Source organism: Tindallia texcoconensis, from assembly GCF_055383815.1.
On sequence record NZ_AP042431.1, the window covers coordinates 762,061 to 784,037 of the forward strand.

Consider the following 21,977-nt stretch of genomic DNA (forward strand, 5'->3'; position numbering starts at 1 on the left):
TCAATCAAACAGTTATCCGCAACAAAATCATCAGTCCAAGATAACTAGAAATCACAAGAAGGGCTATTCTATCCTGAGTTTTCCACTGTAGCGCTTTTAGCCGAGTACGTTTTTCTCCGCCTCGATAGCATCTTGCTTCCATGGCCATAGCTAAATCGTCGGCCCTACGAAAGGAACTAATAAATAGAGGGACGAGTAAGGGTACCAAGCTTTTTGCTCGTTTCATAAGATTGCCACTCTCAAAATCAGCTCCTCGTGCGATCTGGGCTTTCATGATTTTATCCGTCTCTTCTAAGAGTGTTGGGATAAAACGGAGTGCTATGGTCATCATCATGGCTAATTCATGGGCTGGTACTCCAATTTTTCGAAGCGGATTCAATAATTGTTCTATTCCATCTGTCAGTGTAATGGGAGAAGTGGTCAATGTTAATAGTGAAGTTCCCACGATGAGAAAAATCAACCTCATTCCCATAAAAACACCTTGGTGAAACCCTTCTCTTGTTATGTTTAAAGGCCCAAGACTTACAAGAATTTCTCCTCTTGTCATCAATAGGTTGATAAAAAATGTCACTAGAATTAAAACTTTTAAAGGTTTTAAACCTTTAATAACATATTTTATCGGAATTCTCGACGTAAGAATAACAGATCCTAACAGGGCAATAACAGCGATATAGGCTCCAAAAGATTGGATTAGAAACAATCCCGCCATAAATGCAAAGGTTCCCACTATTTTTGTTCTGGGATCCAGTCTGTGGATCACCGAACCCGTGGGATAATGTTGTCCTATTGTGATGTCTTTAAGCATGATGATTACCCCTTAGCCATTCTAGGATAGCTTCTTTTGCATCCTGTAGTGCAAACAAGTTTTCTGGCAACTGATATCCTTCCTTGTTTAAGCGCTTTATCAAAGTTGTAATTTGAGGAACTCCAAGACCCATTTTTTCTAATGCTTCGGATTTGGAGAATACGTCTCCCGGACTACCTGTCAGTGCAATTTTTCCACCATCCATGACTATAATTCGATTCACGAGACGTCCTATATCTTCCATACTATGGGAAACCAGAATGACTGTCAGTCCAAATTCTTGATGAAATCGCTTAATTTGCTCCAATATTTCATCACGACCTCTTGGATCTAAGCTTGCGGTGGGTTCATCCAAAATTAAAATTTCTGGTTTCATAGCTAAAACCCCTGCAATTGCCACTCGCCTTCTTTGTCCTCCACTTAAATCAAAAGGAGACCTATCTTTTAATTCTTCGTATGACAAATTCACCAGATTCATGGCTTCTTTTACTCGATCAAGAATTTCCTCCTCTGACAAACCAAGATTTGAAGGCCCGAATGCAATATCGCTGCATACGGATTCTTCAAAAAGCTGATGCTCTGGATACTGAAAAACCAAACCAACTCGTTTGCGAATCTGTTTCATGTTGATGCCAGACTTGGTTAACTCCTGACCTTGAATCCATATTCTTCCCGAGGTGGGTTTTAATAATCCATTTAAATGCTGTACTAAGGTAGATTTCCCTGATCCTGTATGTCCAATGAGTCCAATAAACTCACCAGCTTTTATTTCTAGATTAATATTCTCTAATGCACTGGTTTGAAACGGGCTTCCTGGATTATATATATGATTTAATTCTTCGATTTTAATTGACATAAGGCACTCACCATCTCTTCAACTGTCAAAATATTAGAAGTAATTTCAATACCTGCCTCTTTTAACTCCTCTGACAACTCGGTCATTTGGGGTACATCTAATCCTAATTTTTTCAATTCAGAAACTCTAGAAAATATTTCTCTAGGCTTACCTTCCATCACGATTTCGCCGTCTTCCATCACGACAATACGGCCTGCCTCAACGGCTTCTTCCATAAAATGTGTAATATGAATAATGGTAATTCCTTCTTCTCTATTGAGTTTCTGCATGGTATGAATCACTTCTTTTCTCCCTGATGGATCCAACATGGCTGTAGGTTCATCAAAAATGATACAGTCTGGCTTCATGGCAATTACTCCAGCAATAGCTATTCTTTGCTTTTGTCCGCCAGATAATAAATGAGGTGCTTTTTGTGCATACTCCGTCATATCCACAGCTTTCAAAGATTGATCTACTCTATCTCTTATTTCCTTTGGGTCAATACCTAGATTTTCTGGTCCAAAAGCAACATCTTCCTCAACAATCGTTGCAACGATTTGGTTGTCTGGATTTTGAAATACCATGCCAGCTGCTTGCCTAATTTTCCAAAGGTTTTCATCATCACGAGTATCCATTCCTTTAACAAGGACTTGTCCTTTAGTCGGTAGCAAAAGAGCATTCATTTGTTTGGCCAGTGTCGATTTTCCAGAACCATTATGACCAATAATGACAACATGTTCACCTTCATGAATTTCCAGATCAACACCATCTAGAGCCTGAAAGTCAGATTCGTGGCCTTTGTATATGAAAGTTAGACCTTTTACATTCATCATCAGTAAATTCTCCTTAGAGTAGTAGCCTCATAAAATGCCTGTTTATCCATAAAAAAATAAAAAATAGGGACTAAGCATTACAACTTAATCCCGAGTTGGTCCCTAAACCAGTTCAATCATTACCATTTCTGTTCCGTCGCCTTTTCTCGTACCAAGTTTTAAGATACGGGTATAGCCACCATTTCGTTCTTGGTATTTTGGAGCAATGTCTTCAAAAAGTGTCTTAACGACAGTTTCTTCCGTAATATAGGCCAATGCTTGTCTTCGGGCATGAAGATCTCCTTTTTTCCCATGGGTGATCATCTTCTCTGCCAGACGCTTTGTTTCTTTCGCTCTAGTGACACTGGTTTGTATTTTACCATGTTTAAGCAAACTAGTCACCAAGTTTCTAAGCATTAAGTCACGGTGTGCGCTATCACGACCTAGCTTTCTATATGTTGCCATCAAATTTCCCTCCTTCGCTACTGACAGTTGTCCCAATAAAGACCATTAAACTTCTTCTTTATCTTTTAGTGAAAGGCCTAACGCTATCAGCTTCTTCTGAACTTCTTCTAGAGATTTTTTTCCTAAGTTTCTAACTTTCATCATCTCGTCATCGTTTTTCTTTGCTAATTCCTCGACGGTATTGATCCCAGCTCTTTTCAAACAATTATAGGATCGTACGGACAAATCCAGCTCTTCAATAGTCATTTCCAGCACTTTCTCTTTTTCATCATCCTCTTTTTGTACCATGATTTCAACATCGTTAACATGATCCGTTAGATTGATAAAGAGATTCAAGTGCTCGGTCATCACTTTTGCAGACAAAGATAGCGTCTCTTCAGGCGTAATGCTACCATTTGTATGCACTTCGATAACCAGTTTGTCGTAGTCTGTCATTTGACCTACACGGGTATTGCTAACCGTGTAGCTTACTTTTTTTACAGGCGTAAATATGGAATCCACCGGTATAACACCAATTGCCATGCCAGGTGTTTTATTAGCCTCTGCTGTTACGTAGCCACGACCTTGAGAAACGGACATTTCCATATTTAACCGAGCCCCTTCTGCTAAAGTTGCTATATGCATATCTGGGTTTAATATTTCCACGTCCGCATCCGCAATGATATCTCCGGCACTAACAACACCTTCACCCTCCGCTTCGATACGAAGGGTTTTTTCTTCGTTTCCATATACTTTAATAGAGAGATCTTTTATATTGAGAATAATTTCTGTCACATCTTCTTTGACGCCATCAATGTTATCAAATTCATGAAGGATTCCTTCAATATGAACCGATGTCACCGCCGCGCCGGGTAGTGATGAAAGCATAATTCGACGCATGGAATTTCCAAGGGTTGTTCCATACCCTCTTTCTAAGGGTTCAATGACAAATTTCCCACTCTTTTGATTCTCGCCTATTTCAAGTATTTCAATTCTCGGTTTTTCCATTTCGATCATTCGAATAAGACCCTCCTTTGGATTCCCCGGGCTTCCTTTTTACCGTTGAGGGCAATCAATTCCAGCAATTTAATTATTTTGAGTAAAGCTCAACAATTAGATTTTCTGAAATTGGCAGGTCAATATCTTCTCGAGTTGGCATTGAAACCACTTTTCCGCGAAGATTTTCGATATCAACGGATAGCCACTCTGGTGCATTTCCTTTTGATTCTTCTATTTGCGCCTTGAACTTAGGACGGCCTTTAGATCTTTCTGAAACGACAATTTCATCCTCTACCTTCACTAGAAAAGAAGGGATGTCTACTTTCTTACCATTCACAAGGAAATGTCCATGAACAACAAGTTGTCTTGCCTGTGCTCTGGAAGCTGCCAATCCCATTCGGTAAACTACATTATCAAGTCTTGATTCAAGAATTCTGAGTAGGTTCTCACCAGTGATTCCTTTTTGATGGTCCGCCATCTCAAAATAGTTTCTAAATTGCGTTTCCAAAACGCCATAAAATCTTTTCGCTTTTTGCTTTTCTCGCAACTGAACACCATAGTTGGATAACTTTTTCCGACTGGTCCCATGTTGTCCTGGAGCCATATTTCTTTTATTGATCGCACATTTATCTGTATAGCATCGATCGCCTTTTAAATATAACTTCATACCTTCTCTACGGCATAATCTACATACCGCTGCTGTATATCTAGCCATTTATTGAATACACCTCCTTAAGTTTAAAACTATACTCGTCTTCTTTTGGGTGGACGGCATCCATTGTGAGGAATGGGTGTCTCATCCTTAATCATACTAACTTCCAAGCCTGCAGCCTGCAATGAACGAATTGCGGCTTCTCTTCCAGATCCTGGTCCACGCACAAAGCATTCTACAACTTTCAGTCCATGTTCCATAGCCCCTTTTGCTGCTGCTTCTGCTGCCATTTGTGCGGCATAAGGAGTTGATTTTCTAGAACCTTTAAACCCAAGTTGTCCAGAACTTGCCCAAGCAATGGTGTTTCCTTTAGTATCAGTCAATGTAATAATAGAGTTGTTAAATGTGGACTGAATATGAGCTTGACCACGTTCGATATTTTTCTTTTCTTTTTTTCTTCTGGAAACTTTCTTTCTAACTGCTTTCGCCATTCAATCTTCCCTCCTTACTCGTTATTTTTTCTTTTTACGCCCGACGGTTCGCTTTGGTCCCTTGCTAGTTCGCGCATTTGTTTTGGTTTTCTGCCCATGCAGTGGAAGACCTTTAATATGACGAATTCCTCGATAACAACGAATTTCTTTTAGTCGTTTAATGTTTAAGGCTACTTCTCTTCGAAGATCTCCTTCTACATTGTAGTCTGCATCAATGGTTTTTCGTAGGGAGTTGATCTCTTCTTCTGTTAAATCTTTAATGCGTGTATCCGGGTTAATGCCGGTAGTTGCCATTATTTCATTGGATTTTGTTCTACCAATACCAAAAATATAAGTTAAAGCTATCTCAACACGCTTGTCTCTGGGTAAGTCCACACCAGCAATTCTTGCCATTAATCAATACACCTCCTGCTTTCTATACTCCTATCCATTAATCTTGTATCAAATGAGTTTATTGCCCATTTATATTACAGGGAATCAGGATATATCTGATTCAGCCGCTACCCTGGTAACCCTAATTATCCTTGCTTTTGTTTATGTTTTGTGTTTAGACAGATGACCATGACTTTTCCACGTCTTCGGATCACCTGACATTTTTCGCAAATTGGTTTTACGGAAGCTCGTACTTTCAAAATAATCCCTCCTTAACATTCTTTACATACACATGGCAGGATATTTATTTTTTTCGCCAGGTGATTCTTCCACGTTTTAAGTCGTAGGGAGACAGTTCAACCGTCACTTGATCCCCAGGCAGGATTCTGATAAAGTGCATTCTCAGTTTACCTGAAATATGAGCCAGGATTTCATGTCCATTTTCTAATTGTACCACGAACATGGCATTGGGAAGTGCTTCTTTTACCGTACCTTCGACTTCTATGACATCTTTTTTTGACATGCAGCCATTCACCCTCCATTCCTACTGCGTCTCATCTCCAGTTAGCCTTTCAATTTCTCTTCTAATAAAGGCATTATTCAGTTTACTATCAGACTCAATTCTTTTTTTAATTTCTTCTGAGATCTGGTTGCTGACTTTAAAGTGTTTAAGCTTCTTCTTTTTGGGCTTATCTAGTCTTCTAAGGCTTCCATCCACAAGCAGCGCATACTGGTCATCTAGTATATCGACGACAATAAAGTGCTTTCCTTGATCCCTGCCTTGCTGCGACTTAACGACTTGCCCAACTTTCAGTTGCTGTTGTTTCACTGTTTCACCTCTCTGCCCTTTAATCAACAGACCGTTAATATTTCCGGTATATCTTCTGTGACAGCCACTGTATGTTCATAGTGAGCTGATAAAGATCCGTCATCTGTCACGACCGTCCAACCATCACTCAGCACTTGTACATCGTAATGGCCTTCGTTGATCATTGGCTCGATTGCCAAAACCATCCCACTTTTTAACCGAGGTCCTTTCCCTGGGGTTCCAAAGTTAGGAATTTGTGGTTCTTCATGCATAGCTGTACCTATACCATGACCAACATAATTTCTTACTACTGAAAATCCATGACTTTCAGCATATGTTTGTATTGCATGGGAGATATCTGACAATCGGCAACCTTCCCGAACAAATTTCAGTCCTTCGTAAAAACTTTGTTTCGTTACATCAATGAGATTTTGCGCTTTGGAGCTGATTTTGCCAACTGGATAAGTTTTGGCTGCATCTGAGAAATACCCTTCTAACTGAGCTCCTGTATCGATGCTAATGATATCACCTTCTACCAACCGAACTTTTGCAGGGATCCCATGTACAACCTGATGATTAATAGAACTACAGATGGATGCCGGGAAGCCCCCATACCCTTTAAAGGCTGGTACGGCTCCACTTTTTCGAATATGTGCCTCTGCAATTTCATCCAGTTCCATGGTAGTAACACCAGGTTTTATATGTTCTTTCATCAGTTCGTGGACTTCGGCTACAATAACTCCGGCTCTTTTCATGCGCAATAGTTCTTTTTGTGATCTTGTAAAAATCATTGACTATTTTCCTTTACAACTTTCATAATGTCCTCTGTTACCATGTTTATCTTCTGTTCTCCATTGATAGTCGCTAGGACATTTTGGGACTGGTAATAATCAATTAAAGGCTGTGTTTCATCCATATACACCTGAATGCGTTTTTCAGCCGTTTCTTTTTTATCATCTTCTCGCTGAACAACAAGTCCGTTGCAGATATCACAGATTCCATCTTTTTTAACTGGATTAAATTCAATATGATAAGTAGCTCCACAACTCTTGCAAACTCGTCTGCCAATGGCTCTTTTAATCAGTGTTTCTCTTACAACGTGAATGTTTAGCACTAAATCTAGTTTCAGGCAGTTCTTCTCTAAATAATCGTCCAAAGCTTTTGCTTGAACTACGGTCCTTGGAAATCCATCCAAAAGAAAACCCTCGCTGCAATCTCCTTGGTCTAAACGATCATTGACGATATCCACCACTAATTCATCAGGAACCAACAATCCATCATCAAGATATTTTTTTGCTTTAACTCCTAATGGTGTTTTCTCTTTTATATTCTTGCGAAAGATATCTCCCGTGGAAATTTGAGGAATGCTAAACTCCTCAATCATTGCCTTGGCTTGTGTACCTTTCCCCGCATTGGGCGGGCCTAGCAAAATAAGTCTCATCATCTCATCTCCTGTCAAAGATCCTGTCGTGGATTTCCAGTTTCCATTCTGTCAGAGATGCTTCTACTTCAGAAATCCTTGATAATGTCTCATCATCATTTGAGATTCAATTTGTTTAACAGTTTCAAGGGCAACCCCTACTACAATCAGTAATGCTGTTCCACCAAAGGCAACTGGCATCCCAGTCAAATTCAATATTATCATTGGCATCATAGCAATAAAGGCTAGAAAAACTGCTCCTGCTAATGTGATGCGATTTAGAACTTTTCCCAGATAATCAGACGTTGGTTTTCCTGGTCGTATCCCTGGTATAAACCCACCATTCTTCTTCATATTTGAAGCTATTTCTACAGGATTAAAGGTCACAGCCGTGTAGAAATAAGTAAAGAAGATAATCAGTGTGGCCGTTAGGATCGCATAAATATATACCCCTGGGCTTCCTGCCGGCGATAACCATCTTTCAACAAAACGTGCAAATCCACTGGTCTCACCTACAAAGAATGCTATGGTTTGAGGAAATGCAAGAATTGACATAGCAAAGATGACGGGAATAACACCTGCTTGATTTACTTTTAATGGAATATGGGTACTTTGTCCACCATACATTTTTCGTCCTACTACTCTTTTTGCATACTGAACGGGAATTCTTCGCTGACCTTCTTGGATTGCAACAACGCCGGCTACAATGAAAAGAGCCACGATTGCAAATATAACTAAAGAAATTACATGAATCTCTCCTTGACTTGTTAACATAAAGGTTCTATATACACCATCTGGGATTCCAGAAACGATCCCTGCAAAAATCAGCAGAGAAATGCCATTTCCAATACCATATTCAGTGATTTGCTCGCCAAGCCACATTAAGAAAGCTGTACCAGCTGTCAACGTAAGGATTACTACGATAATGCTAAACGTATCTCTTTGAATCAGTGCTCCTCTGAACAGCCCTACACTGATACCTGTAGCCTGAATAAAAGCCAGTATAACAGTTCCATACCGTATATATTGAGCAATCTTCTTTTTGCCTTCTTCCCCTTCTTTGGATAGTTCCTCCAGGGCAGGAATCGCAATTGTGAGCAACTGCATAATAATAGATGCCGTAATGTAAGGCGTAATGCTCAGGGCAAATATTGTCATGTTCCCAAAAGCACCACCGGAGAACATGTCAAACATCGAAAGAAGTCCTGCATTTTCTACAATGTTTCTCACATAGTCAATATTAACACCCGGCACCGGAATAACGGCCCCGAGTCGGAAAATCATTAACATCAGCATTGTAAAGGTCATTTTTTTACGCAGGTCTGGGATTTTCCAAGCATTTCTCAGGGTTTCGAGCAATTAAATCACCTCTGCCTTTCCGCCGGCACCTTCAATTTTTTCAGCTGCTGTTTTCGTAAATTTGGCAGCTTTAACATTCAATTTCTTAGAAATTTCTCCTTCTCCTAAAACTTTCAGGCCATACTTCTCGATTTTTTTAACAAGACCCAATTCTTTTAGCAGCTCTACTGTTACATCTGTATTCTCATCAAATCGATTTAATTCTTCTACATTAATGAGATTGTATTGCTTTTTAAAGATATTTGTAAAGCCTCGCTTAGGAATGCGTCGAGCCAAAGGCATTTGACCGCCTTCAAATCCGACTCTCACACGGCCGCCACTTCTTGAACGCTGTCCATCTCCGCCGCGACCAGCACTTTTGCCAAGGCCTGATCCGGTGCCTCTGCCTTTACGCTTCGGCTTTGTTACAGCACCTGCAGCTGGTTTCAGTTCATGCAGTTTCATGTTCCCACCTCCTATTATTAAGCTTCTTCTACTTCCACCATGTGTTTAACGGTATCGATCATTCCCATGATAGAAGGATTATTCTCTTTTTCAACAACCTGGCCGATCTTCCTGAGTCCCAGGGCAAATGCAGTCTTGCGCTGTTTAGGAAGTCTTCCGATCAGGCTTTTGGTCAATTTAATTTTGATTGTAGCCATGACACTTCACTCCTAACCCAAAATTTCTTCCACGGATTTGCCCCGTAGTCGAGCTACTTCGTCTGCTCTTTTTAAATCTTTTAACCCAGCCATGGTTGCGTTCACCATGTTCCGAGAATTATTGGAACCCAGAGATTTAGCACGAACATCTTTAAGGCCTGCTAATTCAAGCACTGCTCGTACAGGGCCACCGGCAATGATACCAGCACCTTCTACTGCCGGCATGATTAACACTTTTCCAGCTCCAAAATGACCTCTTACTTCATGTGGGATAGTCGTTCCTTTAATCGGAACTAGAATCATATTTTTCTTCGCAGCATCGATGCCTTTACGGATTGCATCCGGAATTTCCATGGCTTTTCCAGACCCAATTCCTACGTGACCATTTTCATCGCCAACAACAACAATGGCTGCAAATCGAAAGTTACGTCCACCTTTAACAACTTTGGTGACTCGTCGAATATCTACAACTTGCTCTTTCACGTCAAGTTGAGATGCGTCGATTTGGTCCTTATGCATGAATTACCCTCCTTCTTTAGTAACGCCGGATTGTTATTAAAACTTGAGTCCAGCTTCTCTGGCACCATCTGCCAGTGATTTAACCCGACCATGGTAAAGATACCCGCCACGATCAAAAGTAACTTCTGTTATTCCCTTTTCAACGGCTCTTTCAGCAACTGCTTTCCCCACTAAAACCGCAGCATCTTTAGTGCCACAGGATTCAACAGCTTCTTTGATGCTCTTTTCAAGTGATGATGCAGCTACCAGTGTTTTGCCATTGATATCGTCAATTACTTGCGCATATATATTGCTCAAGCTTCGGTACACATTAAGTCTTGGACGTTGTGGCGTTCCAGTAACTTTATTTCGAAGCCTTTGATGTCTTTTTGTTCTTAAACTATTTTTACTGGGCTTTTTGAGCAACTTTTGACACCCCTTTCATTCACTATTTACCTGTTTTACCTTCTTTGCGGCGGATATATTCGCCGGCATAGCGAACACCCTTGCCTTTATATGGCTCAGGCTTACGATAAGCTCTGATTTTTGCAGCATAGTTCCCAACTCTTTGCTTGTCAATGCCTTTAACAATTACTTCTGTTTGCGTAGGCACTTCTAATGTAAGGCCTTCTGGGGCCGTAAGCTCAATTGGGTGTGAGTAACCTAGACTAAGGACAATCTGGTTACCTTGCTTTGCAGCACGATAACCTACCCCTACTATTTCAAGTTTTTTCTCATACCCTTTTTCAACTCCATGTACCATATTAGCAATTAATGAGCGGCTCAACCCATGAAGTGATTTATGTTTTTTAGCGTCACTCGGTCTTTTCACAGTGATTTCGCTGTTTTCTTGATCAATAATCATTTCCTTGCTTAACTGCTCGCTAAGAGTTCCCAGCGGGCCTTTAACTGTTACAAGATTGTTATCATCTACCTTCACTTCAACGCCTTGAGGTAGCTGAATAACTTTTTTTCCAATCCTGGACATGGTTCCACCTCCTCGTATCTAAGAATTTACTACCATACGTAGGCAATTACTTCTCCGCCAACGCCGGCTTTTCTTGCCTGCTTGTCTGTTACCAGTCCCTTAGACGTTGAAATAATGGCAACACCCAGGCCACCTAAGACTCTAGGCACATCATCTTTATTTGCATACACCCGTAGACCCGGCTTAGAAATACGTTTAATGCCGGTGATTACTTTCTCTTCGTTTTTACCATATTTTAACTGAATTCTAATTAGTCCTTGTTTTCCGTCCTCAATCACATCAAAGCTTTTTATAAAGCCTTCTTCCAACATCAATTTTGCGATTTCTTTTTTAACATTAGATGCTGGAACATCGACGGATTCATGCTTTACAGCACTTGCGTTTCTGATACGCGTTAGCATATCTGCCAATGGATCAGTCATTGTCATGGCGCTTCCCTCCTTCCAAATCTACCAGCTGGCTTTTTTAACCCCTGGTATTTGTCCTTTGTATGCCAGTTCTCTAAAACAAATTCGGCAGATACCAAATTTTCTTAAATATGCATGAGGTCTTCCGCAACGCTTACAACGTGAATACGCTTGTGTGGAAAACTTCGGCTTTCGCTGTTGCTTTACAATCAGTGATTTTTTTGCCACTGGCCTGCTCCTCCTTTACTACTTACTTTTCAAATGGCATTCCCATCAATCGAAGTAATTCACGACTTTCTTCATCTGTGTTGGCAGTTGTTACGAAGATAATGTCCATCCCTCTACTTCGGTCTACTTTATCGTATTCAATTTCAGGAAAAATCAAGTGTTCTTTCACACCTAGTGTATAATTTCCCCGTCCATCAAAAGCTTTCCCGCTAACTCCTCTAAAGTCTCGAACTCTCGGCAGTGCAATGTTTAAAAGTCTATCGGCGAATTCATACATTTTAGCGCCTCTAAGTGTAACTTTTGCTCCAACCGGCATCCCTTCACGAACTTTAAAGTTTGAAACGGATTTTTTCGCTTTTGTAATTACAGGTTTTTGGCCAACGATTAAAGTCAATTCACTAACGGCTGACTCCAGCGATTTAGCGTTGTCTTTCGCATCACCAACACCCATATTCACTACGATTTTTTCAATTTTCGGTACTTCCATTACGGATTTATAGCTAAATGCTTCCATCATCGCTTTTGTCACATCGTTTAAATATGCATCTTTCAATCTTGCCATTACCGGTGGCACCTCCTTTCATCGGATTATTAGTCTATAACCTCTCCGGTTCTTTTACTGACACGTACTTTTTCGTTGCTATCAAGTACTTTATATCCAATTCTAGTTCCCTTGCCAGCTTTTTTGTCATAATACATCACATTGGAAACATGAACAGGTGCTTCTTGATTAACAATTCCACCCTGCTGAACTTTCTGTGTTGGCTTCTTATGCTTTTTAACCATATTAATACCTTCCACAATTACTCTTTCTTCTTTAGGAAATACTTCCAGAATTTTCCCGGTTTTACCTTTGTCTTTTCCGGAAATCAAGATAACTGTGTCTCCTTTTTTGACTCGCATGCAGCACACCTCCTCGTTATAATACTTCCGGTGCCAGGGAAACTATTTTCATGAATTCTTTGTCTCTCAACTCTCGGGCAACAGGTCCGAAGATTCGAGTTCCTGTTGGTTGCTTATCTTCTTTTATAACAACGGCAGCATTCTCATCAAACCTGATATGCGTTCCATCGTTTCTGCGGGAGTCAGATTTTGTTCTAACAATAACCGCTCTTACAACCTGTCCTTTTTTAACAACTCCACCGGGTGTTGCACTTTTTACAGAACATACGATGATATCGCCGATTTTTGCATATCGCTTTCTTGTACCGCCAAGCACGCGGATACATTGTAATTCTTTAGCACCTGAATTGTCCGCTGCTTTCAACCTAGACTCTTGCTGAATCATTGCGGCCCCTCCTTTCAGTATTCAAACTTATTTAGCTTTTTCTATAATCTCAACCAATCTCCATCTTTTATCTTTTGATAAAGGCTTAGTTTCCATGATTCTAACTCGATCGCCAACCTGACACTGGTTCTCTTCATCATGCGCCTTATATTTTTTCACACGTTTCATGGATTTTCCATAAAGAGGGTGAAGTTCGATGTTGTTGACTGACACAACTATGCTCTTTTGCATTTTATCACTTGTTACATAGCCGATTCTTGTTTTCCGATTATTTCTTTCCAAGACAAGGGCCTCCTTTCCTTGATAGATGCACAGATATCTATCCCACTGACTAACCTTGATCTAATTCGCGTTGTCTTAATATTGTTTTTACTCTTGCGATGTCTTTTTTGACGTGGCGGATCCTTAAAGGGTTATCCAGCTGACCTGTGGCTAACTGAAAGCGCAGGTTGAACAGTTCGCTTTTTGCGTCGATCATCTTTTGGTTCAATTCTGCACTCGACATATCACGAAACACTTTAGCTTTCATCAGCTTCACCACCCATTCCTTCTAGTTCTCTTCTCGTAACAATTTTGCATTTTACCGGAAGTTTATGCATTGCAAGCCTCATGGCTTCTCTTGCTTTTTCTTCAGATACACCTGCAATTTCAAACATTATTCTTCCTGGTTTTACAACGGCTACCCAAGCTTCTGGAGAGCCTTTACCAGCACCCATTCTTGTTTCAGCTGGTTTTTTTGTAACCGGCTTGTGTGGGAATATTTTAATCCAGACTTTACCACCTCTTTTGATGGATCTAGTCATGGCAATACGTGCTGCTTCAATTTGATTCGAGGTAATCCAAGAGGCTTCTGTAGACATAAGACCGTAATCACCATATGAAATAGTATTACCTTTATTGGCACGTCCGCTCATCTTTCCTCTGAAAACGCGTCGCCGCTTTACTCTTTTTGGCATTAACATGCACGATTCCTCCTTCCTATACCATGATGCTCAGACGTTTCGTCTGTATCTTCATGTGACTAGTTGCTTCTCTTTTTATGATTATCTGCAGATTTTTCTTCAGTTACTTTAGCTGTAGAAAGTACTTCCCCTTTATAAATCCATACTTTCACGCCTAATTTTCCATAAGTAGTGCTCGCCTCGTGGAAACCATAATCAATGTCAGCTCTAAGTGTATGCAAAGGGACATTACCTTCGTTGTATCCTTCTGTTCGAGACATCTCTGCTCCACCCAGACGGCCAGCTGTCGCAACCTTTACCCCTTTAGCGCCAGCACGGAAAGCTCTTTGCATGGCTTGTTTCATTGCTCTTCTAAAGGCAACTCGACGCTCTAATGAAAAAGCAATATTCTCTGCTACCAGCTGTGCATCAAGTTCTGGTCTTTTTACTTCCACTACGTTGATTAATGCCGTTTTACTAGTCATTTTTTCAACGCTCTTCCGCAAATCATCAACACCTTGACCACCTTTTCCAATTACCATTCCAGGTTTGGCAGTATGAATGTTCAATTTTACGCGGTTGTTAGCAGCTCTTTCAATTTCTATCTTTGAAATTCCAGATGTAAACAGTTTTTTCTTCACAAACTCTCGTATTTTACAGTCTTCCATCAGGATGTCGCCGAAGTCTTTTTTGTTGGCATACCATTTTGTATCCCAATCTTTGATGACTCCGACTCTCAACCCATGGGGATTCACTTTTTGACCCATTCTATCCCTCCTTACCTGGTTTTTCGCGTAATACGATTCCAATATGACTGGTTCGTTTCAGGATTTGTGTGGCTCTACCCTGTGCTCTCGGACGAAACCGTTTCATCGTTGGTCCCTGATTCGCATATATTTCGGCAACAAAAAGTTCTTCTTTATCCATATCATGATTATTCTCAGCGTTGGCAATGGCTGAGCGAAGTAATTTTTCTATAATTGGCGAAGCGCCTCTTGGTGTGAATTTAAGGATTGCTAGTGCATCATTCACTTTTTTTCCTCTTACCAGATCCGCTACAAGCTTCGCTTTTCTTGGTGCTATACGAATATGTCTGGCTATTGCTTTAGCTTCCATAGCCGTAACCTCCTTTCGCTTGACTAACTAACAATTATTTTCTTTTAGCTGTTTTTTCCGAATCGTCATGACCCCTATAAGTTCTTGTGAGTGCGAACTCGCCTAGCTTATGCCCTACCATATCCTCCGTCACATATACTGGTACATGTTTGCGTCCGTCATGAACTGCAATAGTATGCCCAATCATTTGGGGGAAAATGGTTGATGCTCTGGACCAAGTCTTAATTACTTTCTTGCTGCCGTTATCATTCATTTCTTCAATCTTTTTTAACAGTCTTTCATGTACAAAAGGTCCTTTTTTAGCTGATCTAGCCAATGGGTTTCCTCCTTTCAACAGCGTTGCAAGCCGTCCAACAATTATTTTTTCTTTGGCTTACTGACAATCATTTTGTCAGAGTATTTGGTCTTCTTCCTGGTTTTATAACCAAGTGTAGGTTTACCCCAAGGTGTTGATGGTCCTGGGCGTCCAATAGGTGCTTTTCCTTCTCCACCACCATGAGGGTGATCAACAGGGTTCATAACGGATCCACGTACAGTGGGTCTTATTCCCATATGACGCTTTCTTCCAGCACTACCAATCGTAATGTTCTCATGGTCAAGATTTCCAACTTGCCCAATAGTAGCTCGGCATTCATTCAAAATGTATCGGATTTCACCTGAAGGGAGTCTTAAAAGTGCATACTTACCTTCTTTGGCCATTAACTGAGCGGAGTTACCAGCAGAACGAGCAATTTGTCCGCCTTTCCCTGGCTTCATCTCAATATTATGCACTACGGTTCCAACTGGAATGCTTTTAAGTGGCTTTGCATTGCCCACTTTAATATCAGCTTCTTCTCCGGATTCTACTTTATCTCCAACTTTAAGTTTGTTTGGCGCCAGAATATATCTTTTTTCTCCGTCTACATAGTGCAAAAGAGCAATATTAGCACTTCTATTCGGATCGTATTCTATTGTAGCAACCTTGGCAGGAATGCCATCTTTAGTTCGTTTGAAGTCAATGATTCTATATTTGTGCATCGCACCGCCACCGCGATGTCTAATGGTAATTTTCCCCTGGTTGTTACGACCACCAGTTTTTTTATTCTTAGCCAACAAGGACTTTTCTGGTTCTACTTTTGAAATCTCTTCAAAAGTAGAAACTGTCATATGTCGTCTGGCTGGGGAAGTCGGTTTAAACTTTTTAATCGGCATTTCTATACCTCCTCCATGAAGCCGTCATTATACGCCTTCAAAAAATTCTATTTCTTTGCTTGCTTCCGTCAGCTGAATAATCGCTTTTTTCCATGAGGGTCTTTTTCCTACAAAACGACCCATTCGCTTTGTCTTGCCTTGCATGTTCATGGTGTTTACTTTTTTTACTTTTACAGCAAAAATCTTTTCAACAGCGTTTTTAATCTCTGTTTTGTTAGCGCCTTTTTTCACAACAAACACGTATTTCTTCTCACCCATGTCACTCATGCTCTGCTCAGTCACGAGAGGTCTTATAATCACGCTATATGGATCAAACATTACGCGTACACCTCCTCCACTTTTTCAACAGCACTCTTGGTAATCACAAACTTATCATACTTGAGGATGTCATAGACATTCAGTGTGTTTACGAGGGTTGTTTCAATTCCAGGGATGTTTCTGGCTGATCTAATTACCATCTCGTCTTTTTGATCCATGACTATCAAGGTTTTTTTATCTGCTTTAAGGTTTTTAAGAATATTCGCCATTTCTTTTGTCTTTGGTTCTTGTAGCGACAAATTTTCCACTACGATTAACTCTTCTTGATTCACCTTAGAAGATAAAGCAGATTTCATTGCAATTCTTCGTAATTTCTTAGGGAGTTTATACCGATAATCTCTTGGTTTTGGAGCAAATGTTACTCCACCGCCTACCCAAATCGGAGAAGTTGACGACCCATGCCGCGCACGGCCTGTCCCCTTCTGTCTCCAAGGCTTTCGACCTCCACCTTTTACTTCTGATCTCAGTTTTGCAGATTGAGTTCCTTGTCTTTTGTTAGCAAGTTGGTTTTTCACTACCGCATACAATGCATTTTCGTTGACTTCTATTCCAAAGATTCCATCAGCCAGATCTATTTCGCTGACTTTTTCGCCTGAAAGGTTATATACTGGTACTTTAGGCATTCTGGTTCCTCCTTTCTACTCTATTTTTCTAACGTTTTTCTTGCTTCTCGAATCATAACTAGTCCTTTTTTAGGGCCTGGCACAGCACCTTTTACCATAATAGCATTTTTTTCTGTATCCACTTGAACGATTTCCAAGTTTTGTGTCGTAACGCGCTCCGCTCCCATTTGACCGGGTAACTTTTTGCCTTTAAACACGCGACTTGGCGATGAAGAAGCACCCATGGATCCGGGTAGCCTTTGAAAATGAGAACCGTGTGTCATCGGGCCAGTACTATAATTATGTCTTTTTATAACCCCTTGAAAGCCTTTCCCTTTTGACTTTCCAGTTATATCCACTTTGTCACCGGCTTTAAATACTTCTGCATTGAACTCTTGGCCAATTTCAAAACCACTCACATCTTTTGCTCGAAGCTCTTTCAAATGCTTTTTTACTGTAACGCCAGCTTTTTGATAATGGCCTTTCAAGGGCTTTATCACACGTTGCTCTTTAGCATCTTCCGTTGCAATCTGAACCGCATTGTATCCATCTTTTTCTTTTGTTTTCACTTGTGTGATCACATTTGTTTGAACTGAAATCACTGTAACCGGTATGACATTGCCCAGTTCATCAAAAATCTGAGTCATGCCTACTTTTCTTCCCATAATTCCTTTCATTACTGACACCTCCTGATAATCTTACAGCGGATTGCAAAGGCAATCATACTAAGAATGATCTATGTCCAGATCTATCAAAATCGCTGCTTCTATTTATAATTTGATTTCAATGTCGACGCCTGCCGGCAGATCCAATTTCATTAAGGAATCTACGGTCTTTGGGGTCGGACTTAAAATGTCGATCAGACGCTTATGGGTACGCATTTCAAACTGCTCTCTAGCATCTTTGTGCTTATGCACCGATCTCAGTATCGTAACCACTTGTTTTTCTGTTGGTAACGGAATTGGACCAGAAACATTAGCCCCGCTCCTCTTTGCTGTTTCAACAATTTTTTCCGCAGACTGATCTAGCACAGTATGGTCATACGCTTTCAGTCTAATTCTGATTTTTTGCTTGCCTTTTGCCATTGCTTAACCTCCTCCATTCGCACTGTTTTGTGCGACGGTACCATGGCCACTGTTCCGGGTGTGTTGTAATGCTTTAAATCCGAAAAGCCATCGCCTGTCGCCTGATTCATAGATCCGACATACTCCACAGAAATTTCCCAATCAAGGCTACCTTCTGTTTCATCGCATAATTTAGGACACTTATTTAGTTTATAATATTCTTCGCAATAATGCAAGCTTTTTTCCAGGTTTTATTAAATTAATATCAACCCAGTCTCTTTTCACATTTGACCAAAAGAAAAGGCAGAAGATCTTACACTTCTGCCTTTTTTCTCTTAGGTCCTATTGGTGCTGTTTAAATCTACTCAATAATATCTGCAACTACTCCGGCTCCTACTGTTCTTCCACCTTCTCGAATCGCAAATCGGAGGCCTTCTTCAACGGCTATTGGGGAGATTAGTTCTATGTCCATTGTTATGTTATCTCCTGGCATTACCATCTCTACTCCGTCTGGTAATTTAATGCTGCCTGTTACGTCTGTTGTTCTAAAGTAGAACTGAGGACGGTAGCCATCAAAGAATGGTGTATGGCGTCCACCTTCTTCTTTTTTCAATACGTACACTTCGGCTTTGAATTTTGTATGTGGATTGATGCTTCCTGGCTTGGCTATTACTTGTCCACGTTCTATTTCGTCTCGCTGGATTCCTCTCAGCAATAAGCCTATGTTGTCTCCTGCTTGAGCGTAATCTAGGAGTTTTCTAAACATTTCTACGCCGGTTACTACTAGTTTTCGTGGCTCTTCGGAAAGGCCTACTAATTGTACTTCTTCCTGTACTTTTACGGTTCCTCGTTCTACTCTTCCTGTAGCTACGGTTCCTCGTCCAGTAATGGAGAATACGTCTTCCACTGGCATTAGAAATGGCTTGTCTACATCTCTTTCTGGCTCTGGGATGTATTCGTCTACGGATTTGAACATCTCTACGATGTGCTCTGCCCATTCACCATCTGGATCTTCTAAGGCTTTTAATGCGCTGCCTTTGAAGATTGGGGTGTCATCACCTGGGAAGTCGTATGCGTTCAGCAGGTCTCTTATTTCTAACTCTACTAATTCTAGTAGTTCTTCGTCGTCTACCATATCGCATTTGTTCATGAATACTACAATATAAGGTACGCCTACTTGTCGAGATAACAGAATGTGTTCTCTCGTTTGTGGCATTGGACCGTCTGCTGCGGATACTACTAGGATTGCTCCGTCCATCTGCGCCGCGCCTGTAATCATGTTTTTAACATAGTCGGCATGGCCTGGGCAGTCTACGTGGGCATAGTGACGATTGTCTGTTTCATATTCTACGTGGGCTGTAGAGATGGTAATACCTCTCTCTTTTTCTTCTGGTGCTTTGTCGATCATGTCAAAGGCCACTGCCGCACCTGTTCCAAATCGTTTGTTTAATACAATGGTAATCGCTGCTGTTAAAGTGGTTTTACCATGATCTACGTGGCCAATGGTTCCTATGTTTACGTGGGTTTTACTTCTTTCATATTTTGCTTTTGCCATTTTCTTTCCTCCTAATCTTATATTAATAAGTGTGCTCTGCAACTATAGCATTCTTATGGTTTCATGATTTTTTCAGCTATGCTAGCGGGTACTTGTTCAAAATGATCAAAATGCATGGAATAATTTGCTCTTCCCTGGGATTTGGATCTTAAGTCTGTAGCATAACCAAACATTTCCGAAAGAGGAACAAATGCACGAATCACCTGAGCGCCTCCAGGACGTGGGTCCATGCCTTCTATTCTCCCTCGTCGAGAATTTATGTCTCCCATGACGTCTCCCATGTACTCTTCTGGCGTCACTACTTCTACACGCATATAGGGTTCTAGAAGCGCTGGTTTCGCTTTTTTCATCGCATCTTTGAAGGCCATTGAGCCGGCGATTTTAAAGGCCATTTCCGATGAATCCACTTCGTGATAAGAACCGTCGTATAGGACAATTTTAAAGTCAACAACTTCATATCCTGCCATCACACCGTTGCGTTTGCTATCTTGAATGCCTTGATCTACTGCTGGGATATACTCTTTTGGGATAGATCCTCCAACAATTTTGTTTTCAAACTCATATCCATCGCCTGGTTTTTGTGGAATCATTCGGATTTTAACATGTCCATATTGGCCTTTTCCACCAGACTGTCGAGCATACTTTGTTTCCACAGCCACTTCTTCTGTAATTGTTTCTTTATAGGATACTTGTGGTTTCCCAACGTTAGCTTCTACTTTAAACTCACGAAGCATCCGGTCAACTATGATTTCTAAGTGTAGCTCTCCCATTCCCTCAATGATCGTTTGACCAGTTTCAGTATCCGTGAATGTTCGGAATGTAGGATCTTCTTCAGCTAATTTTTGCAATGCAATTCCCATTTTATCTTGACCAGCTTTGGTTTTAGGCTCAATTGCTACGGATATAACTGGTTCTGGGAATTCCATAGACTCTAAGATCACCTGATCATCCATATCACAGAGTGTATCGCCGGTACCCGTATCTTTCAATCCAACTGCCGCTGCAATATCACCTGCATACACTTCATCGATTTCTTCACGGGAATTGGCATGCATTTGAAGAATACGCCCAACTCTTTCTCTTTTTCCTTTGATAGGATTATACACATAAGACCCTGATTTCAACACACCTGAGTAAACTCGGAAGAATGCGAGTTTGCCAACATAAGGATCTGACATAATTTTAAAAGCAAGGGCTGCAAATGGCTCTTCATCATCTGCGTGTTTCTTGATTTCCGACTCACCATCTACAGACATGCCTTGAATTGATTCCACATCAAGGGGAGATGGCATCAATGCTACAATGAAGTCCAGGAGAATTTGAACCCCTTTATTCTTATAGGATGATCCGCATAGCACTGGTGTGATTTTTGTCTCAACCGTCGCTGCCCGAAGCCCCTTCATGATTTCTTCTTCTGTCATGCTTTCACCTTCGAGATACTTCATCATCAGTTCCTCGTCTGTTTCAGCAATGGCTTCTAGCATCTGTTCTCTATATTGTTCAGCTTTTTCCTTCATTTCAGAAGGAATTTCTTCTATACGGATGTTCTGCCCAAGATCGTCTTCGTATATCCTGGCTTTCATGGAAACTAGATCAACAATGCCTAGAAAATCCGCTTCTTTCCCAATGGGTAATTGGATCGGGATCGCATTGGCACTAAGTCTGTCTTTCATCATATCAACCGCATTATCAAAGTCGGCTCCCATGATGTCCATTTTGTTAATAAATGCCATTCGCGGAACTTTATATTTGTCCGCTTGACGCCATACAGTTTCTGACTGAGGCTCAACTCCGCCTTTTGCGCAAAAAACTGCCACAGCACCATCTAGGACCCGTAATGATCTTTCTACTTCCACTGTAAAGTCAACGTGTCCTGGTGTATCAATTATGTTGACCCTATGTCCTTGCCATTCGCAAGTAGTTGCTGCTGATGTAATGGTGATTCCTCTTTCTTTTTCTTGGTCCATCCAGTCCATTTGGGATGCACCATCATGAGTCTCACCTATTTTATGAATACGCCCCGCATAATAAAGGATACGTTCTGTCGTTGTGGTTTTACCAGCATCAATATGAGCCATAATACCTATGTTTCTTGTTTTTTCCAATGAAAACTGCCTTGGCACTGTGATCCTCCTTCCAAGGT

37 protein-coding genes are annotated in these 21,977 nt (G+C 40.9%); all 37 read right to left on the bottom strand.

Annotated features, from left to right (window positions below):
* Window positions 1-4: 4 nt before the first annotated feature.
* Entirely contained in the window at window positions 5-805 is an 801-nt protein-coding gene (locus tag ACZ47N_RS03595; RefSeq protein ID WP_464887770.1) for an energy-coupling factor transporter transmembrane component T family protein, read from the bottom strand.
* Window positions 798-1,661, bottom strand: coding sequence for an energy-coupling factor transporter ATPase (locus ACZ47N_RS03600; protein WP_464887771.1), 864 nt, complete (start codon window positions 1,659-1,661; stop codon window positions 798-800). Before ACZ47N_RS03600 ends, ACZ47N_RS03595 begins: the two co-directional genes overlap by 8 nt.
* Window positions 1,637-2,473, bottom strand: a complete 837-nt coding sequence (locus ACZ47N_RS03605; RefSeq protein ID WP_464887772.1) for an energy-coupling factor transporter ATPase — start codon at window positions 2,471-2,473, stop codon at window positions 1,637-1,639. Before ACZ47N_RS03605 ends, ACZ47N_RS03600 begins: the two co-directional genes overlap by 25 nt.
* A gap of 102 nt (window positions 2,474-2,575) precedes the next feature.
* Window positions 2,576-2,917, bottom strand: coding sequence for a 50S ribosomal protein L17 (rplQ, locus tag ACZ47N_RS03610; RefSeq protein ID WP_464887773.1), 342 nt, complete (start codon window positions 2,915-2,917; stop codon window positions 2,576-2,578).
* 45 nt (window positions 2,918-2,962) lie between these two features.
* Complete coding sequence (locus ACZ47N_RS03615; protein WP_464887774.1) at window positions 2,963-3,913, bottom strand: DNA-directed RNA polymerase subunit alpha; 951 nt, start codon at window positions 3,911-3,913, stop codon at window positions 2,963-2,965.
* A 73-nt stretch (window positions 3,914-3,986) separates the two neighbouring features.
* A complete protein-coding gene (gene rpsD / locus ACZ47N_RS03620; RefSeq protein WP_464887775.1) occupies window positions 3,987-4,610 on the bottom strand; it encodes a 30S ribosomal protein S4 in 624 nt (207 codons plus the stop codon).
* 29 nt (window positions 4,611-4,639) lie between these two features.
* Window positions 4,640-5,038 carry a 30S ribosomal protein S11 gene (gene rpsK / locus ACZ47N_RS03625; protein WP_464887776.1) on the bottom strand — a complete coding sequence of 133 codons (399 nt, stop codon included), beginning with the start codon at window positions 5,036-5,038 and terminating at the stop codon, window positions 4,640-4,642.
* A gap of 21 nt (window positions 5,039-5,059) precedes the next feature.
* Window positions 5,060-5,431 (bottom strand): 30S ribosomal protein S13, encoded by a 372-nt coding sequence (gene rpsM, locus ACZ47N_RS03630; protein WP_464887777.1) that lies wholly within the window; start codon window positions 5,429-5,431, stop codon window positions 5,060-5,062.
* 125 nt (window positions 5,432-5,556) lie between these two features.
* Window positions 5,557-5,670, bottom strand: coding sequence for a 50S ribosomal protein L36 (rpmJ, locus tag ACZ47N_RS03635; protein ID WP_464887778.1), 114 nt, complete (start codon window positions 5,668-5,670; stop codon window positions 5,557-5,559).
* A 44-nt stretch (window positions 5,671-5,714) separates the two neighbouring features.
* Window positions 5,715-5,933 carry a translation initiation factor IF-1 gene (infA, locus tag ACZ47N_RS03640; protein ID WP_093315284.1) on the bottom strand — a complete coding sequence of 73 codons (219 nt, stop codon included), beginning with the start codon at window positions 5,931-5,933 and terminating at the stop codon, window positions 5,715-5,717.
* Between the two features lie 21 nt (window positions 5,934-5,954).
* Window positions 5,955-6,239, bottom strand: a complete 285-nt coding sequence (locus ACZ47N_RS03645) for an RNA-binding protein (RefSeq protein WP_464887779.1) — start codon at window positions 6,237-6,239, stop codon at window positions 5,955-5,957.
* Window positions 6,240-6,262: 23 nt separating this feature from the next.
* A complete protein-coding gene (gene map, locus ACZ47N_RS03650) occupies window positions 6,263-7,009 on the bottom strand; it encodes a type I methionyl aminopeptidase (protein ID WP_464887780.1) in 747 nt (248 codons plus the stop codon).
* Complete coding sequence (locus tag ACZ47N_RS03655) at window positions 7,006-7,659, bottom strand: adenylate kinase (protein ID WP_464887781.1); 654 nt, start codon at window positions 7,657-7,659, stop codon at window positions 7,006-7,008. Before ACZ47N_RS03655 ends, map begins: the two co-directional genes overlap by 4 nt.
* Window positions 7,660-7,722: 63 nt before the next feature.
* On the bottom strand, window positions 7,723-8,997 hold the full coding sequence (secY, locus tag ACZ47N_RS03660) for a preprotein translocase subunit SecY (protein ID WP_464887782.1): 1,275 nt from the start codon (window positions 8,995-8,997) through the stop codon (window positions 7,723-7,725).
* The gene (rplO, locus tag ACZ47N_RS03665) at window positions 8,998-9,441 is read right to left on the bottom strand and encodes a 50S ribosomal protein L15 (RefSeq protein ID WP_464887783.1); all 444 of its coding nucleotides are present in this window, start codon (window positions 9,439-9,441) and stop codon (window positions 8,998-9,000) included. It lies immediately after the preceding gene.
* 17 nt (window positions 9,442-9,458) lie between these two features.
* Window positions 9,459-9,638 (bottom strand): 50S ribosomal protein L30, encoded by a 180-nt coding sequence (gene rpmD, locus ACZ47N_RS03670; RefSeq protein WP_464887784.1) that lies wholly within the window; start codon window positions 9,636-9,638, stop codon window positions 9,459-9,461.
* A gap of 12 nt (window positions 9,639-9,650) precedes the next feature.
* Window positions 9,651-10,157: a 30S ribosomal protein S5 gene (gene rpsE, locus ACZ47N_RS03675; RefSeq protein ID WP_464887785.1), complete on the bottom strand. Its 507-nt coding sequence runs from the start codon at window positions 10,155-10,157 to the stop codon at window positions 9,651-9,653.
* A 36-nt stretch (window positions 10,158-10,193) separates the two neighbouring features.
* Window positions 10,194-10,562 (bottom strand): 50S ribosomal protein L18, encoded by a 369-nt coding sequence (gene rplR / locus ACZ47N_RS03680; protein WP_464887786.1) that lies wholly within the window; start codon window positions 10,560-10,562, stop codon window positions 10,194-10,196.
* A 22-nt stretch (window positions 10,563-10,584) separates the two neighbouring features.
* Complete coding sequence (gene rplF, locus ACZ47N_RS03685) at window positions 10,585-11,124, bottom strand: 50S ribosomal protein L6 (RefSeq protein ID WP_464887787.1); 540 nt, start codon at window positions 11,122-11,124, stop codon at window positions 10,585-10,587.
* A gap of 29 nt (window positions 11,125-11,153) precedes the next feature.
* Complete coding sequence (gene rpsH, locus ACZ47N_RS03690; protein WP_464887788.1) at window positions 11,154-11,552, bottom strand: 30S ribosomal protein S8; 399 nt, start codon at window positions 11,550-11,552, stop codon at window positions 11,154-11,156.
* 21 nt (window positions 11,553-11,573) lie between these two features.
* Window positions 11,574-11,759, bottom strand: coding sequence for a type Z 30S ribosomal protein S14 (locus ACZ47N_RS03695; protein WP_464887789.1), 186 nt, complete (start codon window positions 11,757-11,759; stop codon window positions 11,574-11,576).
* A 22-nt stretch (window positions 11,760-11,781) separates the two neighbouring features.
* Window positions 11,782-12,321, bottom strand: a complete 540-nt coding sequence (rplE, locus tag ACZ47N_RS03700; protein ID WP_464887790.1) for a 50S ribosomal protein L5 — start codon at window positions 12,319-12,321, stop codon at window positions 11,782-11,784.
* Window positions 12,322-12,350: 29 nt separating this feature from the next.
* Window positions 12,351-12,662: a 50S ribosomal protein L24 gene (gene rplX / locus ACZ47N_RS03705; protein WP_464887791.1), complete on the bottom strand. Its 312-nt coding sequence runs from the start codon at window positions 12,660-12,662 to the stop codon at window positions 12,351-12,353.
* Between the two features lie 16 nt (window positions 12,663-12,678).
* Window positions 12,679-13,047, bottom strand: coding sequence for a 50S ribosomal protein L14 (gene rplN, locus ACZ47N_RS03710; RefSeq protein WP_464887792.1), 369 nt, complete (start codon window positions 13,045-13,047; stop codon window positions 12,679-12,681).
* A gap of 27 nt (window positions 13,048-13,074) precedes the next feature.
* Window positions 13,075-13,329: a 30S ribosomal protein S17 gene (rpsQ, locus tag ACZ47N_RS03715; protein ID WP_464887793.1), complete on the bottom strand. Its 255-nt coding sequence runs from the start codon at window positions 13,327-13,329 to the stop codon at window positions 13,075-13,077.
* Window positions 13,330-13,378: 49 nt separating this feature from the next.
* On the bottom strand, window positions 13,379-13,576 hold the full coding sequence (gene rpmC / locus ACZ47N_RS03720; protein ID WP_464887794.1) for a 50S ribosomal protein L29: 198 nt from the start codon (window positions 13,574-13,576) through the stop codon (window positions 13,379-13,381).
* Window positions 13,566-14,009 (bottom strand): 50S ribosomal protein L16, encoded by a 444-nt coding sequence (gene rplP / locus ACZ47N_RS03725; protein ID WP_464887795.1) that lies wholly within the window; start codon window positions 14,007-14,009, stop codon window positions 13,566-13,568. The genes rpmC and rplP overlap by 11 nt, the downstream gene beginning before the upstream one ends.
* Before the next feature lie 59 nt (window positions 14,010-14,068).
* On the bottom strand, window positions 14,069-14,755 hold the full coding sequence (gene rpsC, locus ACZ47N_RS03730; protein ID WP_464887796.1) for a 30S ribosomal protein S3: 687 nt from the start codon (window positions 14,753-14,755) through the stop codon (window positions 14,069-14,071).
* A 1-nt stretch (window position 14,756) separates the two neighbouring features.
* Window positions 14,757-15,104, bottom strand: coding sequence for a 50S ribosomal protein L22 (gene rplV, locus ACZ47N_RS03735; RefSeq protein ID WP_464887797.1), 348 nt, complete (start codon window positions 15,102-15,104; stop codon window positions 14,757-14,759).
* Window positions 15,105-15,138: 34 nt separating this feature from the next.
* Complete coding sequence (gene rpsS, locus ACZ47N_RS03740) at window positions 15,139-15,420, bottom strand: 30S ribosomal protein S19 (protein ID WP_464887798.1); 282 nt, start codon at window positions 15,418-15,420, stop codon at window positions 15,139-15,141.
* 41 nt (window positions 15,421-15,461) lie between these two features.
* Window positions 15,462-16,295: a 50S ribosomal protein L2 gene (gene rplB, locus ACZ47N_RS03745; RefSeq protein WP_464887799.1), complete on the bottom strand. Its 834-nt coding sequence runs from the start codon at window positions 16,293-16,295 to the stop codon at window positions 15,462-15,464.
* A gap of 27 nt (window positions 16,296-16,322) precedes the next feature.
* A complete protein-coding gene (gene rplW, locus ACZ47N_RS03750; RefSeq protein ID WP_464887800.1) occupies window positions 16,323-16,613 on the bottom strand; it encodes a 50S ribosomal protein L23 in 291 nt (96 codons plus the stop codon).
* The gene (gene rplD, locus ACZ47N_RS03755; RefSeq protein ID WP_464887801.1) at window positions 16,613-17,236 is read right to left on the bottom strand and encodes a 50S ribosomal protein L4; all 624 of its coding nucleotides are present in this window, start codon (window positions 17,234-17,236) and stop codon (window positions 16,613-16,615) included. The genes rplW and rplD overlap by 1 nt, the downstream gene beginning before the upstream one ends.
* A gap of 20 nt (window positions 17,237-17,256) precedes the next feature.
* On the bottom strand, window positions 17,257-17,892 hold the full coding sequence (gene rplC / locus ACZ47N_RS03760; protein ID WP_464887802.1) for a 50S ribosomal protein L3: 636 nt from the start codon (window positions 17,890-17,892) through the stop codon (window positions 17,257-17,259).
* Between the two features lie 93 nt (window positions 17,893-17,985).
* Window positions 17,986-18,300 carry a 30S ribosomal protein S10 gene (rpsJ, locus tag ACZ47N_RS03765; RefSeq protein ID WP_464887803.1) on the bottom strand — a complete coding sequence of 105 codons (315 nt, stop codon included), beginning with the start codon at window positions 18,298-18,300 and terminating at the stop codon, window positions 17,986-17,988.
* 340 nt (window positions 18,301-18,640) lie between these two features.
* A complete protein-coding gene (gene tuf / locus ACZ47N_RS03770) occupies window positions 18,641-19,834 on the bottom strand; it encodes an elongation factor Tu (RefSeq protein ID WP_464887804.1) in 1,194 nt (397 codons plus the stop codon).
* 53 nt (window positions 19,835-19,887) lie between these two features.
* A complete protein-coding gene (fusA, locus tag ACZ47N_RS03775) occupies window positions 19,888-21,957 on the bottom strand; it encodes an elongation factor G (RefSeq protein WP_464887805.1) in 2,070 nt (689 codons plus the stop codon).
* Between the last annotated feature and the right edge of the window lie 20 nt (window positions 21,958-21,977).